Annotated in this window: 13 protein-coding genes and 1 tRNA gene; 4 read left to right on the plus strand and 10 right to left on the minus strand. The window is 41.7% G+C overall.

Going from position 1 to position 18512, the window contains the following annotated elements; translation table 11 throughout:
• Positions 1-484: 484 nt before the first annotated feature.
• Positions 485-556, plus strand: a tRNA-Gly gene (locus EDD74_RS01530).
• Positions 557-737: 181 nt separating this feature from the next.
• On the opposite strand, the gene EDD74_RS01535 is transcribed toward EDD74_RS01530, so the two are convergent.
• The gene (locus tag EDD74_RS01535; protein WP_116441748.1) at positions 738-2411 is read right to left on the minus strand and encodes a sortase B protein-sorting domain-containing protein; all 1674 of its coding nucleotides are present in this window, start codon (positions 2409-2411) and stop codon (positions 738-740) included.
• A 394-nt stretch (positions 2412-2805) separates the two neighbouring features.
• Here EDD74_RS01535 and EDD74_RS01540 point away from each other — a divergent pair, with 394 nt between their 5' ends.
• Both EDD74_RS01540 and EDD74_RS01545 read left to right on the plus strand, forming a co-directional pair.
• Complete coding sequence (locus tag EDD74_RS01540; RefSeq protein ID WP_016440051.1) at positions 2806-3459, plus strand: lactate utilization protein; 654 nt, start codon at positions 2806-2808, stop codon at positions 3457-3459.
• Positions 3460-3731: 272 nt separating this feature from the next.
• The gene (locus tag EDD74_RS01545; RefSeq protein ID WP_116441747.1) at positions 3732-4355 is read left to right on the plus strand and encodes a DUF2975 domain-containing protein; all 624 of its coding nucleotides are present in this window, start codon (positions 3732-3734) and stop codon (positions 4353-4355) included.
• Positions 4356-4549: 194 nt separating this feature from the next.
• On the opposite strand, the gene EDD74_RS01550 is transcribed toward EDD74_RS01545, so the two are convergent.
• The 6 genes from EDD74_RS01550 to EDD74_RS01575 form a co-directional block, all read right to left on the minus strand.
• Positions 4550-6802 (minus strand): glycoside hydrolase family 2 protein, encoded by a 2253-nt coding sequence (locus tag EDD74_RS01550; RefSeq protein ID WP_116441746.1) that lies wholly within the window; start codon positions 6800-6802, stop codon positions 4550-4552.
• Between the two features lie 12 nt (positions 6803-6814).
• Entirely contained in the window at positions 6815-8218 is a 1404-nt protein-coding gene (locus EDD74_RS01555; protein ID WP_008976431.1) for an MFS transporter, read from the minus strand.
• 77 nt (positions 8219-8295) lie between these two features.
• The gene (locus tag EDD74_RS01560; protein WP_008976432.1) at positions 8296-9279 is read right to left on the minus strand and encodes an AraC family transcriptional regulator; all 984 of its coding nucleotides are present in this window, start codon (positions 9277-9279) and stop codon (positions 8296-8298) included.
• Between the two features lie 171 nt (positions 9280-9450).
• Positions 9451-10479 carry a sugar kinase gene (locus EDD74_RS01565; protein WP_008976433.1) on the minus strand — a complete coding sequence of 343 codons (1029 nt, stop codon included), beginning with the start codon at positions 10477-10479 and terminating at the stop codon, positions 9451-9453.
• Between the two features lie 199 nt (positions 10480-10678).
• Positions 10679-11704 carry a sugar kinase gene (locus EDD74_RS01570; protein ID WP_008976434.1) on the minus strand — a complete coding sequence of 342 codons (1026 nt, stop codon included), beginning with the start codon at positions 11702-11704 and terminating at the stop codon, positions 10679-10681.
• A gap of 102 nt (positions 11705-11806) precedes the next feature.
• Positions 11807-12769 carry a bifunctional 4-hydroxy-2-oxoglutarate aldolase/2-dehydro-3-deoxy-phosphogluconate aldolase gene (locus EDD74_RS01575; RefSeq protein ID WP_008976435.1) on the minus strand — a complete coding sequence of 321 codons (963 nt, stop codon included), beginning with the start codon at positions 12767-12769 and terminating at the stop codon, positions 11807-11809.
• A gap of 263 nt (positions 12770-13032) precedes the next feature.
• Between EDD74_RS01575 and EDD74_RS01580 the strand changes: the two genes are divergently transcribed.
• A complete protein-coding gene (locus EDD74_RS01580) occupies positions 13033-13839 on the plus strand; it encodes an IclR family transcriptional regulator (RefSeq protein WP_008976436.1) in 807 nt (268 codons plus the stop codon).
• Positions 13840-13941: 102 nt separating this feature from the next.
• Here EDD74_RS01580 and aspS read toward each other — a convergent pair whose 3' ends face one another.
• The 3 genes from aspS to hemZ are packed head-to-tail and all read right to left on the minus strand — an operon-like array spanning position 13942 to position 18466.
• Entirely contained in the window at positions 13942-15732 is a 1791-nt protein-coding gene (gene aspS / locus EDD74_RS01585; protein ID WP_008976437.1) for an aspartate--tRNA ligase, read from the minus strand.
• 17 nt (positions 15733-15749) lie between these two features.
• Complete coding sequence (gene hisS, locus EDD74_RS01590) at positions 15750-16997, minus strand: histidine--tRNA ligase (protein ID WP_008976438.1); 1248 nt, start codon at positions 16995-16997, stop codon at positions 15750-15752.
• Entirely contained in the window at positions 16988-18466 is a 1479-nt protein-coding gene (gene hemZ / locus EDD74_RS01595) for a coproporphyrinogen dehydrogenase HemZ (protein ID WP_008976439.1), read from the minus strand. Before hemZ ends, hisS begins: the two co-directional genes overlap by 10 nt.
• Between the last annotated feature and the right edge of the window lie 46 nt (positions 18467-18512).

The following is an 18512-nucleotide window of genomic DNA, read 5'->3' on the forward strand; positions in this document are numbered from 1 at the left end:
ATAGATTTGACAGGTGTGTTATTTGTAGGATATATTATATATGCAGGGGGTGTAAATCTTTGAAAGGCAAAAAATCATTGCGACTTCTTCTCCTTCTGGTTCTTTTCGGAATCATTTGGAATTATCTTCATCCAACCTATCATATCATCAGACAACATCGTTCAGAGTGCTATAATCTTTCTGAGCTTACAATCGATGTCTCTATCCCCAAAGACTATTCGGAACAAAGACTCGCTCTTTTAAAAAACTCCATTCTTTCCAAACAAAAAGAAATCAATTATGACCTTCACACCGATATTTACCATATTCGATTCTATTTGTCCAACTCACCTTCCATTCCATTGCGAGAATACTTTGTTCGTAATTGATGGTAAATTACAGAAAAATTAAAAAAAATAAATTTTTTTAATTTTTCTGTTGACAAATCCTTTTTTATCCTGTATAGTATGTATTGTTCAAGGGAACACAAACAACTAAATGACATGCACGAGTGGCTCAGTGGTGGAGTATCGCCTTGCCAAGGCGAGGGTCGCGGGTTCGAATCCCGTCTCGTGCTCTTCAGAAGCTTTACAGATTACTGTAAAGCTTTTTATTATCTATATAATATAGGTACATGCAAATTTCTTTTGTATCCCATCTATTAAAATTCCCACATTCAAAACGAGAGACTGTTACAAACAGCCTCCCTTTTAAAATTTCAAATATTATCTGTTTTCAACAATTCTATATCCAATGGCTTATTGTTGTTTCTTCTTATTTCGAACAATCACAAATACTGCAAGTCCTGCTGCCACAAGCAGAAGAAGAATATAAACAAACATCTGGCTCGTATCTCCCGTCTTCGCTGCTTTCTTTGCTGCATCCTTTCTCGCCTGTTCTTCCCGCTGCGCCTCTGTTCCCGCTTTGATCGTCACTTCTTTTATATCTGTCTGATCTGTATTCTGCCACGTTCCACTTTCAAACTTCTGTTGCCGGAAAGATGCCATCACCTTATAAAATCCTGCTTTGTGTATTTGAAATCCAGATTCTCCATCGGTCTCTCTCCAATCAAACTGATTTTCAATTTTCCAGCTCTCCGGAACGTATCTGGTATCGCCGTCTACTGGTTCTGTATTATCCTGTCCAGCTCCGTAAAGATGAAATGTGATCGTCTCATCCAAAGGATAATTGATATCTGTCCTTAAATCTGCAATCTGATTTTTCCCGGCATCTGCCTTCCGGCTCAGTCGTTCTATAAGTTCAGTCTCTCGATAGTCGCAGCGCTTACAATTTCGTGCCCGTTCTCCCTTCTCTGTCGTTGTACTTTTCTTTGTAACAGTCCAGCCATTCATCTCATGTCCAAGCGGCTTTCCTTCTGTATAATCACAACCTTCCCTCTGACATTTTGTTGCCTCTGTACAAGTTGCCTTGGAAAGATCATGTCCAAGGGCTTTTCCTTCTGTGTAGTCGCAGCCTTCTCTCCGGCATCTTGCAGGTTCCGTACAGGTTGCCTTAGAGAGATCATGTCCGAGAGCCTCGCCTTCCGTATAGTCACAGCCTTCCCTCTGACATCTTGCTGGTTCCGTACAAGTCGCTTTGGAAAGATCATGACCAAGAGCCTCGCCTTCTGTATAGTCACAGCCTTCTTTCTGGCATCTTGCAGGCTCCGTACAGGTTGCCTTAGAGAGATCATGTCCAAGCGCTTCGCCTTCTGTATAATCACAACCTTCTCTCTGGCATCTTGCTGGTTCCGCACAGGTTGCCTTTGAAAGATCATGTCCAAGCGCCTCGCCTTCTGTATAGTCACAGCCTTCTCTCTGACATCTTGCTGGTTCCGTACAAGTCGCCTTAGAGAGATCATGTCCAAGGGCAGGTTCTGTATAACTACAACCACTCCTCTGACATTTTGCTTTTTCGGTACAAGTTGCCGCTAAAAGATCATGCCCCCATTTTTCTTCCAGTAACATTCCACATGTTTTACATACGGAATCGTTTGTACAAGTCGCTGGATCTCCCGCATGCGAAAGGGTACTCACTGTCACTGTATAAGAATTTATTTGTCCCTGATACTCTACGTTACATATTCTCGGTACTGAAAAGTCTTCTGTTTGCAATGCATTTCCCTGCTCCAGCTTCTTCTGCCCATCATCTGCTGACGGCTTCAACGGATCAAACCGTACTATAGCATCTGCCGGATCACAGGTAACCTCTGCGGTAAGACTTGTAAGATCTGTATTACACGGAAGCCCTTCCACATTAATTTTCTGCTGTTGATCATCCACCGTTCCTTTTACTCCCTGAATCTTAAATTCTGTAATCTTAGGAGTGTCCGCTGTCGGCAAGGCATCTTCCGCTAATACTCTCACCTGAGACATACTGCATAACATCAGAACTGCCACAAAATATGCCATCCATTTTTTGATTGTCTTCATAAAATCCCCTCCTTCCGAATCCATGTACCGCATCACTTCCAGATGTTGCAATTACATAGAAGTGAATACTCGCTTGCACTTGAGATTTAGGTATTCTTTTTTTTATCATACTATATTTCAGTTTTTTTATCTACTTTTAATTAATATTCTGTATTTTTTCGTTATTATTCACAATTTTCTTATTCTACCATCACCTATGCGAGAGCTTTTTCGTATTGCATGCACAAATTTTTTAAGCGTGCACGCTCACTAAACTAGTTTGCTTTTCGATTTTCTCTTGCCCATGCAAAAAAACTGCGGTATGATAATACAAAAAATAAGGCTGCTGCAAAAGAAATAACAGCTTTCATTTTGCAGTACTCTGACCACACACTTTTATAAGGGGGTATTCTTTATGACACAGGCAACTGATACAACACCAAAACAACAGGCACGCGCAGCGTTGGCCAATACGATCATTCAAAAACTGGCAAAACGAAATATGGAGGGGTACTACTGTCCGACTGCTTCTGAAGCCGTTCAGCAAGCTCTTTCTTTTATCCCAGCAAAATCTTCAGTAAGCTTTGGCGGGTCTGTCACACTGGAAGAGAGCGGTATGCTCCAGGCGCTCCGCGAAGCAGATATCACACTCATTGACCGAGGGCTCGCCCGCACTCCGCAAGAGCGAAAAGAAGTTTACTTAAAAAGTGCAGCTTCTGATTTCTTCTTTATGAGTTCCAATGCCATTACCATTGACGGTGAGCTGATCAATATCGACGGAAACGGAAATCGACTTGCCTGTCTGATTCACGGACCAGAGCATGTTATCATCCTTGCAGGAATGAATAAAATTGTCACAGATGTTCCATCTGGAATCGCACGCGTTCAAAATATTGCTACTCCTGCAAATGCTGCAAGACTTCAGACAAACACACCTTGTAAAGTAACAGGCACATGTGCAGACTGCCATTCTGCGGACTGTATGTGCTGTCAGGTCGTTGTCACAAGGCACTCCAGACATACCGGTCGTATCAAGGTCATTTTGATTGGAGAAGATTTAGGATATTAAACAATAAGAAATATCCACAAAAATTTCCCCTAAAAAGGAATTTTCTATACAATAAGACGTAACCAGAAAATACCGGGACATCGAACTGAATTCCTCTCACTAAGATGTCCTCCCTGGTATTTTCCTATTCTGTTGTCTTTTTCTTTACGACTGCATTTTTAATGTTTATCATTAATTTATTATTGATATATGTATATACCCTTGCTATAATATTTTTACAAAGATAATACTAGCAAACGGTACTTTTTTACCTTATTAAAGGAGGTCTTTCTATGAAGGCAATATCGGATTCCCTTTCTCACCCACGGTCAAATGATCAGGTTCAGCAGCCCCTTGCTCTTTGCAAGTGGATTCTCTTCCTCTATACGCTTTACTTATTTTTTATGATTGCATGTTCTGTCTGTAATACTATTTTCCTCTGCGGTTCACCAGCAGACAGTATCTCCGTGATTGATACCGGAAACGGCATAAAGATTCAGCTTCTTTTCGGTTTTTTGAGGCTTTCTGAAAGCTATCTTCCACCAAATTATATGAATACTTCTGCACAGTTACTTGGTATCCCTCTGACCATCCTGGATATTCTTCTAGAATACCTGCCCAAACTTCTGATCTGTGTACAGTTTCAGAAAATTTTCCGGAAATTAAAGATAACTTCAACCCCTTTCTTTCCTGAAATTATATTCTATATCAACCGGATTGCATACAGTATGCTATTTCTCGGTATTTTCAGCCAGTTTCTGTTACAGATGATTGTATTTCGAATCGCGTATCAAACATTTTATTTCAACAATCCATTACGATTTTCATGGATTCTTGCCGGATGTATCGCACTGATTCTTGCAAACATTTTCAGACACGGCTGTATGCTTCAGAAAGAATCAGATGAAACTTTATAGAATTTCATCACGATTGGCTACCTAGCTTTTCAAGAGGAATCTTCCCAATTTCTCCTTACAGGATAAGCCTCCTATATTTCCAAAAATATTTCACTCCACCTCTTAACAAAGATCCAAAAATGCCAGACAGTAATTCCAAATGAGATTCCCTCATAAAGACTTTCTGTCTGGCATTTTCTATTTTTCTTTTTTACTTATTTTTTTATCTGCTGCAATTCGCGGTTAATGACAAGAATTAATTCTTTCGGAATTCCCAAATTCTTTAATTTGCTCATCGCATCTAATGTCATTACTTTCATCATTGCAAATTTAGGGTGATCTACCATTTCTCCAAAATATTTCAAAATAATCGCTTCACCTTTTGGATGCTTCATGATCTCTCCAAGCTTATCCATACTAGAATAGCACTCCGGATCCAATGCAATCTCCTCTGTACCGGCATCTTCCAAGTCAAACTTTTCAAACCAGTTAATGACATTTCCGCCTTGATCTTTCTGTACATATTCATAGCTCTTATCCGGCTCTGTCACTCGATGAAGCACCATCTCATCTTCATATACTGTCTCTGCTTGGTCAAACCCTTTTACAGTAATTTTGTTTTCTCCCATCGGAAGTACTACCGTGAAATTCGTCATTGGTTCTGGCTGTTCTTTCACACCAGCAAGCTTTCCATTGACATATACTTCAAGCTTTTTAAGATTGGACAATACTGTAATTGTGTTCTCTTCCTGATGACGATTTACAAATCTGCTGCCAGCTAATTTTACAAAGCTTTCTTTTGACCAGTTTGCTTTGTATAAGTAATATGCATCTTTCTTGATCTTTCGGTCAATCGTCACAAGTCCCTTCTGATTTTGTCCCTGCTTTCCGCCTTCATCACGGTTGGCGCTTCCAAAATCACACAGATTCCAAACATAACTTCCGACAAAGTAATCCCGCTCTTCAAAAGCTTTCAGCGCATTTTCCGAGAACAACAACTGATACTCTTCCGAATAATCTTTCGTCTTCGGTTCATAAGAGTGATAGTCTGGATTGGTATCTACACCATATTCTGTCACAAGCAGCGGAACATCCGGACAGGCCATATGGAACTCATCCAGACGCTGCTGCAGTCCTGTCATCTTATCATAATACCATCCATAGTACAGATTATACCCAACTAAATCTGCCATTCGATTCAAAGGACTTTCATTTGTCACGGAATAGATATTTGCCTCTGCTGTATACCTGCTCGGATCTAACTGCTTTGTATACGCTGCCATCGCTTTTACCTTTTCGTGGATCTCTGCCGTCTCTCCTGCAATTGTAATCTCGTTTTGCACACCCCAGCAATAAATCGAGATGTGATTTCCACGCTGTTTGATCAAACGTTCCATCTGCTGTCTGATATTTTCATCTGCTTTTTCGCTTTCTGATAAAATACTGATGAATGGTACTTCTGCCCATACAAGAATTCCTTCTTCATCGCAGCGGCGATAAAAATAATCATCGTGCTGATAATGTGAAAGACGAACGGAATTTGCTCCCACTTCTTTTACAAGAGAAAGATCTTCTTCCATTTGCTCTTTGGAAACTGCATTTCCCACACCGCCAAAATCTTGATGACGAGCAACTCCTCGAATCTTGATGTGTTTTCCGTTTAAAAACATTCCTTTCTCCGGATCAATCTTGATTTCACGGAATCCTGTTGCAATACTGCGTGTTTCTTCCACTCCATCTTTTGTGCAGATTTCAACCTGTACTTGATATAAATACGGATCTTCTACTCCCATCCATAAATGTGGGTGATCTATTTCTGTCCGGATCGTAAATGCCTGTTTCTCAGAGAAATACATGCTAAGAGTCTTTTCAAGGACTACTCCCTGTCTATCTAAAACAGATACTTTGACTTCTCCTTCGCAATCTTTTCCTTCGTTGATCACACAACCGGTTACTGTGACTTCCCACTTTTGTCCATCCAACTTCTGTGTTCTGACTTGCACACCATCTCTGCTGCCATCTAAGTAGTCAAAATGAAGCTGTTGTGGCACGAACACTAATTTTACATCCCGATAGACGCCTCCATAGAACGAGAAATCTGCCATCTGCGGATACACTTCATCCGTCGCCGTATTGTCTGTTACAATTTCTAACAAGTTTTTTCCAACAATGATGTGCTCATTCAACGCAATTCTGTACATTGCGTATGGACAAGTATTGTGACAAATAGTTTTTCCATTCATATACACAGTACTCTTCATCGCAGATGCGCCGATTTCCAGGAAAATCTTTTCTTTTAAGTCCTCTTCTGAAAAAAGAACTTCTTTTTTGTAAAAGCCTTTTCCTCTCCACATCGAAATTCCTGATTGACCATCGACAGCATTGTATGTGTGAGGCAATGTCACACAGCTTTCCACTTCATTTTCTTTGTGAAAAAGCCAGTTGTCATTCAATAAAATTTCTTTCAACCTATTCACCTCTTATTTGTTAGCTTCTTTTTTACTTAAAATTGCTTTATCTCCATACATTTCTTTGTACTCTTCTGCCGTAATATGATACCGCTTCAGAGCGATCACACTCGCCAAATCTCCCAACAGCGGAGCTCCAAGGTACATTGCGATTGTTGCGATATACAATGTAGTTGTCGGTTCTGCTCCTGCGCTGTATCCTGCAAGTCCCATAAGGATACCTACAATCGAAGAACCAAATGCACTGATCACCTTATCTACCAGTGAAAATGTAGCACCGATGAATCCCGGCATAAACTTTCCTGTTTTTAATTTGTGATAGTCGATGATCTCTGCGATCATTGGATCTACATTTTGAGCAGAGAATCTTCTAAAGAGCATATTCAATGCCATCAATGCCACAAAGACAAACAGTGTTCCCTCTCCAAAAGGACGGAAAATAATTAAAATAGCCTCTAAAGTCAAGTTTGCCACAGCTCCGATCAGAGATGCTTTCTTACATCCAAATTTTACTGCAACAGAACCTGCAACAAATGCACCTACAAGGGACATCGGCGTAGAGATTCCCCCTACGATCGGCTGTAAATCAATGTTTCCTACCGCATAAATATAAAAGTATGTCATGACTGAAGTCTGGATTGTTGACGCAATCTTATCTGTGGATGCAGCTAAGATCAACATTCGCAGCGGCTGATTCAGACGAAGCACATTGATACTGTCTTTGATTGTGATCTTCTCTTCCTTTTTGTTAGGATCTTGTCTGTAAAACTCTGGCTTATCAGAACTTGAAATCGCAAACAAACAACCTACTAAAAGAATTGCATGTAAGATAAACGCACTGATGATAATAAGCATCCACCCTTTTTGCGATCCGAGTCCACCATTTTTCTGTAAAATCGGAATAATAGCCGTTGTCATGATCAAGCTAAGCAGCGTAGAATAGCATCCTCCTGCCACGCCTGAAAGCGGACGATATTTTGGATTTTTTGTTACGATGGACAATACACATTTATTTACCGTTGTCATAAAGGTATATCCAACTACCCATACCGCATACCACAGAATTACCCATACCATACGATAGGACTGTGGAATATCAAATGAAAACAGATAGATCATAAAGCTTGCCAGAAGCATAATCAGAGATCCGATCACTAAGAATGGTCTGAACTTACCAAATCTTGTCTCTGTTCTATCAATGATCGAACCAATAACAGGGTCTGTAATCCCATCAAAGATTCTCATCGCAGTCATTACAAGCCCCATGATCATAATATTTAATCCAAGTGCTTCTGTACTAAACACAAGGAAAAACGACATATTCAACATATTGAATACATTCGATGCCGCGGAACCAAGTGGTGTCATAATAACACGTGTGGCTTCCATTTTTGAATTTTTTACTTTTGTACTCATCTTACCCTCCAAATACTTTTCTCAGGTAAAAATTATATCTCTTTTCCTCCCTTCCTTTCATATAGAAAATAAAGCTTTTACTGTCTTTTATTAAGATTTTTATGCTTTTTTCGGTAATTGTCCGGAGACTCGCCATACTTTTGTTTAAAGCATTTATAAAAATACCCTTCATTCGCATATCCGATTTCAGATGAAATCTCCTCTATCTTCCTATCTGTTTTGCATAATAAATTAGATGCTTCTGCCATACGTATGTCAAACAAAATATCTTTAAATCCCCGGTTCCCATCCATTTTCAACAGCGCACTAAGATAATTGGGGTGGAAGCACAACTCTTTTGCCACTGAATTCAAAGTTGCATTTCGATAATTTTTCTTTAAGTATTCAATTACCTCTTTTTGGATCTTGATGCTTTTCTGTGTAATGACTGCCTCATCTTCTGCTCCAACCGCTCTCGATATTTCCGTAAAAAGTAAGAGCAGACATGCGGTAATCTTTCCAATATTCTTTTGTTCTTCCAGAAAATACTCACAAATAAGTTGTTCCATAACCTTTTCTTCAAAGCTTCCCTCCGGAAGATGATAAAAAATGTAATTTTTCTTTTTACTTTCCGAATACAGACTATTAATGATATAGTTAGAAATGTATTTATCTTCTGAAAACAAATACATAAAAATGGTATCAAAAAAATCAGCCGTCATTAATATATTAAACATCCAAATATCATCTGTTGCCCGCTCTGAAGAATGACTTACATTTCGATTCATCAGACAGATATCTCCCGATTTCATTCGAATTTCCTTTCCTTCTATCTGCACCGAAAGTTCTCCCTCCATCATAAAAGAAAGTTCGATATACTCATGTCTGTGATTAGGAATCGGAACATTTTTATATTTTTGACGGATTACAACCCTCTCTTTGCATACCTCTTCATTCGGATACGAAATGACAATCTGGTCTTCATCTCTATGCATTTGCGGCACACTATGACGCTTCTTCATATTTCCTGCTTGCTTTTCACTTTGAAGATAATGCTTCAACACTTCGTAATTCTTTTCCATGCTGCCTCCACGTTCTGATGTCTCATTTGCTTCCATTTGCGTGTATGACACTATATTACAAGATTATTTTCCAAAAGTATAGTCCCTTGCAATATTTTTTCATATAAGCAATAAAACATATCGTTTCATGCTTTTCACCTGCATAAAACGATATGTTCTATTTTTTCTTTCTTATCGATCCATCTCACTTTGTCTTCCCGTACTCTTATGTGCTCGGATAATACGTTCAATCTCTCTTAAGTCGGAGGATGGCAGATCTCCCGGTATCGTGTTTTTCACCGAACTTGTAGCATTTCCATATTCCAGCGCTTTCTGGCAATCACCATTGTGTGCAAGCAATCCGTACAGCACACCCGAAATGTAGGCGTCCCCGCTTCCGATCCGGTCAACGACTTCGATATCTCGGTAAGGCTCTTCCTCATAGTAAACATTCGTCTTCGCATTGTAGATTACTGAACCGAATGTGTGGCGTTTCGGGCTGTGGACGATCCTCTGTGTAGAGGCTACGATGGAAATCGGGTAATCCTCCGTAAAGCTCTTCATAATCGTCCGGACATCCCCTTCTTTTCCAAACGTAAGCCGCGCCGTCTCCTCAGAACAGAAAAATACATCCACATATGGGAGAATTCTCTCGATGCACGCCCGCGCTTCTTCTCCTGTCCACAAGTTTCCACGGAAGTTGACATCAAAGGAGATCATTGCTCCTGCCTGCTTGAACCGTTTGATCATCTCTATTGCAGTTTCACGTGTCTTCTCACTAAGTGCCAGTGTGATTCCGGTCGTGTGGAAACATCTTGCTGACGAAAACAGACTCTCATCAAAATCCTCCACATCAATCTTTGTCATAGACGTATACATCCGGTCATAGACGATTCCCGGTTTTCGCGGATATGCTCCGTTTTCATAATAGTATACCCCGAGGCGTGCATCTTTCTCGCTGTCATATACTAAATAGTCATCGCTGACGCCACAGAAACGCACTCGATTTTTGATATAAGTTCCAATGTCATTTGCCGGAAGCTTGGAAATGATTCCGGTACGTAACCCAAGAAGGGAAACACCAGATACCACATTTAATTCTGCGCCGCCCGCCTGTTTCTGAAGGGTCTCTCCGCGCACAATCCTCTCATTGTTCGGCGGGGACAGCCGAAGCAGTAATTCTCCAAGTGCAAGCAGATCAAATTCTTTTTTTGTTTCCATAAGGTACACCTCTTTTAATTCATTTTGCAATTATGATTCTCTCTGATTTGAAAATAGGGAATACAATGCACCTCTGCCTGTATTCCCTACGGTAAAAAATATATAAATAATTTTAGGTACAGCTCAAATGGGTATAAGCTGTTTGGACGTTTCCTGTACTGGCAAATACAGGTTTATATAATTAAAAATAAATTATATACTATCTTTGTACACGGCCTGAACCGTCTCCACCTGCAAGTTTTAACACTTCATCCATAGATACTAAGTTCATATCTCCTTCGATAGAGTGTTTCAGGCAGGAAGCTGCAACTGCAAATTCGATTGTTGCCTGTGAGTCAAATCCGTTTAAGGAAGCTGCGATCAGTCCGCCTCCGAAGCTATCTCCGCCACCTACACGGTCAACGATGTGCATTTTATATTTTTTGCTGAAGAAGTAGTCATTTCCATCATATAACATTGCAGACCAGTTGTTGTCGTTTGCTGAGATAGACTCTCTTAATGTGATTGCTACTTTGCTGAATCCAAATCTATCTGCTAACTGTTTTGCTACATCTTTGTATCCTTCGTGGTTTACTGTACCAGTTGTAACATCTGTGTTTGCTGCGTGAATTCCGAATACGTCTGCTGCATCTTCTTCGTTTGCGATACATACGTCAACGTATTTACATAATTCTCCCATCACTTCTCCGGCTTTTTCTTTTGACCAAAGTTTATTTCTGTAGTTTAAGTCACAAGAGATTGTCACTCCATTCTCTTTTGCTGCTTTACAAGCTTCTAAGCAGATTGCTGCTACTTCATCATTTAATGCTGGAGTAATTCCTGTAAAGTGGAACCATTCTGCTCCGTCAAAGATCTCTTTCCAGTTGAAATCTTCTTTTGTAGCTGTTGCGATAGAAGATCCTGCTCTGTCGTAGATTACTTTAGAAGGTCTCTGGGAAGCACCCTTCTCTAAGAAGTAGATACCTACTCTGTCTCCACCACGTGTGATGTAAGATGTGTCTACTCCATATTTTCTAAGAGAGTTTACAGCAGCCTGTCCAATCTCGTGTGCCGGTAATTTTGTTACAAATTTTGCATCAAATCCATAGTTTGCAAGAGAAACAGCTACGTTTGCCTCTCCTCCGCCGTATGTTGCTCCGAATGTATCTGCCTGTACGAAACGGTAGTATCCTTCCGGTGCAAGTCTTAACATAATCTCTCCAAATGTAATTACTTTCTTTGCCATGTTTAATCTCCTCTTAATCATAAATTGTAATTTTATCTTCTATAATCAATATTACAAACTTCTAACGGATACGCTGCAATGTCGTGCAGCTGTAAGCATTTCTTATTTCTGTACTAAATGCACTGCAAATCCGCCAACTTCTCCTGTGAAGTAAACTGCTTTTAAATTGTTCTTTGCATCGTATTTTGCTGTGGACATATCGAATTCATATCCCAACATTTCCAGATAGCTCACTGCTCTGTCGATGTAGTTTGTGGAAACTGCGATGTGTCCGTTTGTTCCTTTGTATGGAGTCTTCATTACTTCTACACCAGTTCCTGCAAAGTATGAAGAGTTTCCTTCTTTGGATGTGAATCCGAACATCTTTTCAAATGCACTTGCTGTATTTCCAGCTTCATCATCGCTATTTGCATTGATTCCTACATGTGCAAGTTCAAATCCTAACATAGACTGTACTGCTTCTCTTGTCAGTTTTTCGATCTCATCAAATTTACCTGCTGCTACAAGATCTCCTTTTACCATCCAGCTTCCGCCGCATGCGATGATCTTCGGGAAGTCTAAGTAAGATTTTAAGTTAGACGCGTTAATTCCACCTGTCGGCATGAATTTCATGTTTGTGTATGGAGCTGCCATCGCTTTGATCATGTTGATTCCGCCTGCTGGTTCTGCCGGGAAGAATTTTACAACTTCCAGTCCGCACTCAATTGCCTGCTCGATATCACTTGGGTTTGTTGTACCCGGTGTGATCGGGATATTCTTCTCTACACAGTATCTTACAATCTTTGGATTCAATCCAGGGCTGACAATAAATTTTGCTCCTGCTGCCACTGCGCGGTCTACCTGATCTGTTGTAAGAACGGTTCCTGCTCCTACAAGCATGTTCGGGAACTGCTCTGCCATAATTCTGATAGACTCTTCTGCTGCATCTGTACGGAATGTTACTTCTGCACATGGAAGTCCACCATCACAAAGTGCTTTTGCAAGTGGTGCTGCATCTTTCGCATCGTTTAATACAACAACCGGAACGATTCCGATCTTCTGGATTTTCTCTAATACTTCGTTCATTTAACTTCCTCCTGACTGGATCTCTCTACGTTTCATTTTGTTTCACATTGTGAAACTCAGTTTCATAATGCAATACTCTTTATTTGCATTATACTACTTCTTGTAAGAAAGTCAAGATGTTTCTTTCGATTTTCTCCAACAAATGCAGGATTTATTCTCCGATCACCCGAAACCTCCTTCCATTCTCCCTGAATCTGGAAAGGGGATTGCTTCTCTTTTCATAAAATGTTACAATAGTCCACAGATTCTAGGAGGAAATGATTGTGTACGATAAAAAAGAGAACCAAACTACAACTCAGACTGCAGAACAAAAAAATCCGATTCAGGTCGCAGACAGACTGTTTGCAGTCATTGAAGAACTTTCCAAGTCCGGTCCGACCGGACTGATTGAACTGAGCAATACGCTTGGTTTACATAAAAGCACGACCCACCGACTTCTAACCTCACTCATGTATATGGATTATGTGCGTCAAGATGAAGAGAGTGGAAAATATTCCCTTTCTTTTAAACTGCTTGAAATTTCCAGCCGGATTTTAGGGCATATTGATGTGTTATCTACCATTCACCCTTATTTAAAGGAGCTCGCAGATATCAGCGGAGAGACCGTCCATCTTGTCAAACGTGACGGACTGGACGTCGTGTACATCGACAAGGTAGAATCCAGCTCTAACTCTGTGCGAATGGTATCCCGTGTCGGAAGCCGCACACCAATGTATCGTTCCGGTGTCGGAAAAGCACTGCTCGCCATGATGCGTCCAGAGGAAGTGCGTACAATCTGGGGCGACAGTAAGATCGAGGCACTGACAGAGTATACCGTCACCGATCTGGATGAACTATTTATTATTTTGGAAGAAGCGCGGGAAAATGGTTATGCACTTGACAATGAAGAAAATGAAAACGGCGTTCGCTGCATTGCCTCCTCGATCATGGATTACAGCGGCAAGCCAAAATATGCTTTCAGTATCTCCGGCCCGACTGTCCGCATGACAGATGAGCGTATCCTGGAACTCTCCAAGCTGATGCTACAGACAAAGAAAAAACTGGAAGAAGAGCTTGGTTATCATTCATAGGCCCACATAAATCTGATTTGTACTCAAAAAAGAGCGCTGCGAAATAAGGAATCCTCTCCCTATTTCACAGCGCTCTCTTTTCTTTGCAATTTTAAATACGATCTACTCTTCTATCTTTGCAATCTCAAGTCCAAGTTCTTCTAACTGTTTTCTGTCAACTGCTGCCGGCGCTTCTGTCATCAGATCGGAGGCATCTTTGACTTTCGGGAACGCGATCACGTCACGGATGCTGTCTTCTTTTGCCATCAACATGATCAGACGGTCAAGTCCGTATGCTAATCCTGCGTGCGGCGGCACTCCATATTTGAATGCACTTAACAGGAATCCAAACTGTTCTTCTGCCTGCTCTCTTGTAAATCCAAGCACTTCAAACATCTTGTTCTGGATCTCCTGATTGAAGATACGGACACTTCCGCCTCCGAGTTCCGTTCCGTTTAATACGATATCGTATGCTTTTGCACGGACTTTTCCCGGATCTGTATCAAGAAGGTCAAGGTCTTCTTCCATCGGCATTGTAAATGGATGATGCATTGCTGTATATCTTCCGGCTTCCTCGTTCCACTCTAATAACGGGAATTCTGTTACCCAGAGGAATCTGTAATCTCCTTTGTCAAGGATCTCTAACTGACGTGCGATCTCCAGACGCAGATTTCCTAACACATCCCATACAACTTTATTCTTATCAGCAGCAAAGAGAAGTAAGTCTCCGTTCTCTCCACCCATCGCCTCGATCAATGCATGCATCTCTTCTTCGCTCATAAATTTTGCAAAGGAAGATTTCACCGTACCGTCTTCCTGGATTGCAATGTAAGCAAGCCCTTTTGCACCAAAATCTTTGGCGAAATCTACCAGTTTATCAATCTTCTTACGCGGCATCGCTCCCTGCCCTTTGGCATTGATACCTCTGACACTTCCTCCGTTTTCCAGTGCATTTTTAAATACAACGAACTCACAGTCTTTTACGACTTCAGATACGTCCACAAGTTCCATTCCAAAGCGGATATCCGGCTTATCGGAACCAAAGCGATCCATCGCCTCCTGCCATGTCATGCGCGGAATCGGAAGGCTTACTTCTACACCTAAGATTTCTTTAAATAATTTTGCCAGCAATCTTTCATTGACATCGATGACATCATCTACGTCTACGAAAGAAAGCTCCATATCGATCTGTGTAAATTCCGGCTGACGATCTGCACGAAGGTCCTCGTCACGGAAACATTTTACAATCTGAAAGTAACGATCATATCCGGAACACATCAGAAGCTGTTTGAAAATCTGTGGTGACTGCGGCAGTGCGTAGAAATTCCCTGGGTGTACACGGCTTGGTACAAGGTAGTCTCTCGCGCCTTCCGGTGTACTCTTGATCAGCATCGGTGTCTCGATCTCAAGGAATCCTTCTTCTGCAAGGAACTGACGTGTCAGTGTAGCAGCCTTACTTCTCATCATCAGATTTCTCTGAAGATCCGGTCTTCTCAGGTCAAGGAAACGATATTTCAGACGAAGTTCTTCCTTTGTCTTACTGTTCTCCTCGATTGGAAACGGCGGTGTCTCTGACTCGGATAAGATTCGGATCTCTCTTGCGCGAATCTCGATCTCTCCTGTTGCAAGATTCTCATTGACTGCACCAGAACGTGCCTCCACAGTTCCCACTACTGCGATTACAAATTCACTTCTTAATTTTCCTGCCTTTTCAAATCCGGCTTCATCGATGGAACCATTTTCAAAAATGATCTGTAGCAGACCGGAGCGGTCTCTTAAATCTACGAAAACGATTCCTCCTTTATTACGGTTCTTCTGCACCCATCCCATCACGGTCACAGTCTCGCCGATATTTGCTTTGCTTAACTCTGCACATCTGTGGCTTCTCTTTAAGCCCTGCATTGATTCTGCCATGTTCTTTTCCTCCATATTTATTTAAAAAATTCCTTAATTTCTGTGTAACCTTCCTGAGAAAGTTGTTCTTTCTGGAATTTCTTGTTTTTCTTCATGATCGAGAGCATTACTTGCTTCCCTACAGCGCGCTGCTCTTTTGCAAATGCCAGCACTTCCAGCATCTTCTCCTGCGGCATTCCTTTCTCGATCAAGAGCGCCAGCTTCTCTTTGTTGTCCGGAATCTCATATCCTCTCTCTAAAAGCAGCATGACGATCCGCTCAAATCCGATTGAAAATCCGCATGCCGGTGTCGGCTGTCCGGTAAATTTTCCGATCATCTCATCATATCTTCCGCCGCCTCCGACAGAGCCGCCGAACTCATCCATCGCAATCTCAAAGATTGTTCCGGTATAGTAAGACATTCCCCGCACCAGTGTCGGGTCAAAGCTTAACTTAAAATCTGCTTCTTTCACACTGTCCACACTTGCGATGATCATCTCCAGCCCATCTGCAGTCGCTTCCTCAAGGTATCCCTCTAATTTCTCTTTGCAGTAGCGTACTCCCTCGATATCATTTGTAATCTCCTTGAATAACTGAAGATATTTTTCAACCGCTTCTTTCGGATATCCATGCTCCTGCAGTTCTTTTTCTACACCGTCCAGACCAATCTTATCCATCTTGTCCAGGATGATAAATACATCATCATAGTCTTTCTCTTCGAATCCGCTGTAAGCTGCCATCGCCTTTAAGATTTTCCGGTCATTGATACGAACAGTAAAGTTTTTAAAATCCAGTTTCCCAAGCAGTGTCGTCGTCGCAAGGATCAATTCGATCTCCGCAAGATTATTTGGTTCTCCTAAGATGTCAATATCGCACTGCATGAACTGACGGAAGCGCCCTCTCTGCGGACGGTCAGCTCTCCACACATTTCCCATCTGCAGCGCTTTAAACGGAGATGGAAGCTCACTGACATTGTTGGAATAATAACGGGATAACGGAACAGTCAGATCATATCTGAGTCCACCATCCACGAGATCTGCCTCACATTCTGCTGTGTCCAGCTTTAACTTCTCTCCACGTTTTAAAATTTTAAAGATCAACTTTTCATTCTCTCCCCCCTGCTTGCTCGACAGGTTCTCGATATGCTCCACACATGGTGTCTCAATCGAAGAGAATCCAAATGTTCCATATGTCTCCTTGATCAGACGGATCACATAATCCCGGATCTGCATCTCTCTCGGTAACATATCTTTCATCCCGGTTACGGGCTTTTTCTTTAATGCCATAATAGTTCTCCCTTTCGCTCTATCATCTCATCGATCCGTGCGATATACTGTCCCACATCTTTGACATTTTCCACACGCTCAATCCTTTTTTCTAATTTTACTTCTTTTCCCGGCTGACCGTTCTTTAACTGGTCTTCTGCCGCCGAAAACACAGCCTTTGTGGAGGCTCCTGCTCCCACTGCTACGATAGACTGTTTTTCCTCCATAATAAGTATATTGTATATTCCTGCTTTGTCAACCTTTGCATAGCCAACATTTTCAAAATTTCCGGCAATATTTTTCTGGCGATACAGATAATACGGTTTCATTCCCATCCGCGCAGCACTCTCCGCTGCGAGATCTATCATCGCTTCCATCTGCCGTCCTCTTTCCTCCTGGAGCGCAGCCTCTTTCAATTCCGGCATCTGTGCCAGCCTCGACGCACGCTTAACTGCCAGCGAGTGCACCGTAATACTGTCAGGAGAAAGTTCCTCAATCTGCCTTAACGTGTCTTTGACATCTTTCACCGTCTCTCCCGGAAGTCCGGCAATCAGATCCATGTTGATATTTTCAAACTCCAATTCTCTCGCCATCCCATACACGCGGAGAATATCCTCCACGGTATGCTTTCTCCCGATGAGATCCAAAGTCTTCTGCTGCATCGTCTGCGGGTTAATCGAAATCCGCGGAATCTTGTGGCGCTTCAGCACTTCCAGCTTTTCTCTTGTAATACTGTCAGGCCGTCCTGCCTCCACGGTAATCTCCTTTATCTCCTCATAAGAAAATGTCTCTTCCAAATGTGTGAGCAGACGATCTAACTGATCTGCTTCCAATGTGGTCGGGGTTCCTCCACCAATGTAGATGGTATTTAATTTCTTCTCTTTTGAAATATCCCCGACATAGCTGATTTCCTTGCAGAGTGCATCGAGATATTCCTCCACCCTCGTCTTCCATGCTTCGATCGGGTATGAGGTAAACGAACAGTACGCACAGGTGGTCGGACAGAATGGGATTCCCACATAGAGACTATATCCATCTTCATAATCAAGCTGCTCCAGCTGGGCCTTCTCGCGCTTTGCAATCTCGATTCCAAGGCGTGCTTTCTCCTCACTCATCAGATATTGTTCCATAAGAGTTCTCTGAATCTCTGCTTCCTCCATCTGCTCCTCTAACATCTTCATTGCGATTTTTGTCGGGCGGATCCCCGTTAGGATTCCCCATGCCAGCGTTTTCCCGGAATATTCTGCAAGCGCCCGGTAAATCTTTCGGTCCAGATACTGCTTTTTCTCTTTTTTTGTCTCATATGCATCCAGTTCCTTTATCTCCGCACAGATTCTGCAAATGCGCTCCTGTACACACACCTCCAGCTCTAGAAACATTCCCTGATCCTCATCGATTTCCTGCTCTACTGTCTCATTTGGGAAAAATGCTTTTACAATATGAAATACATCATAGATATAACTTTTGTCTTTTATCCGTAATCGAATCATTCTCTTCTCTTCCTCATTTATTCTCTCACTGTGTTTTTTACACCAC

It is taken from the genome of Faecalimonas umbilicata, from assembly GCF_004346095.1.
GTDB classification, from domain to species: Bacteria; Bacillota; Clostridia; order Lachnospirales; family Lachnospiraceae; genus Faecalimonas; species Faecalimonas umbilicata.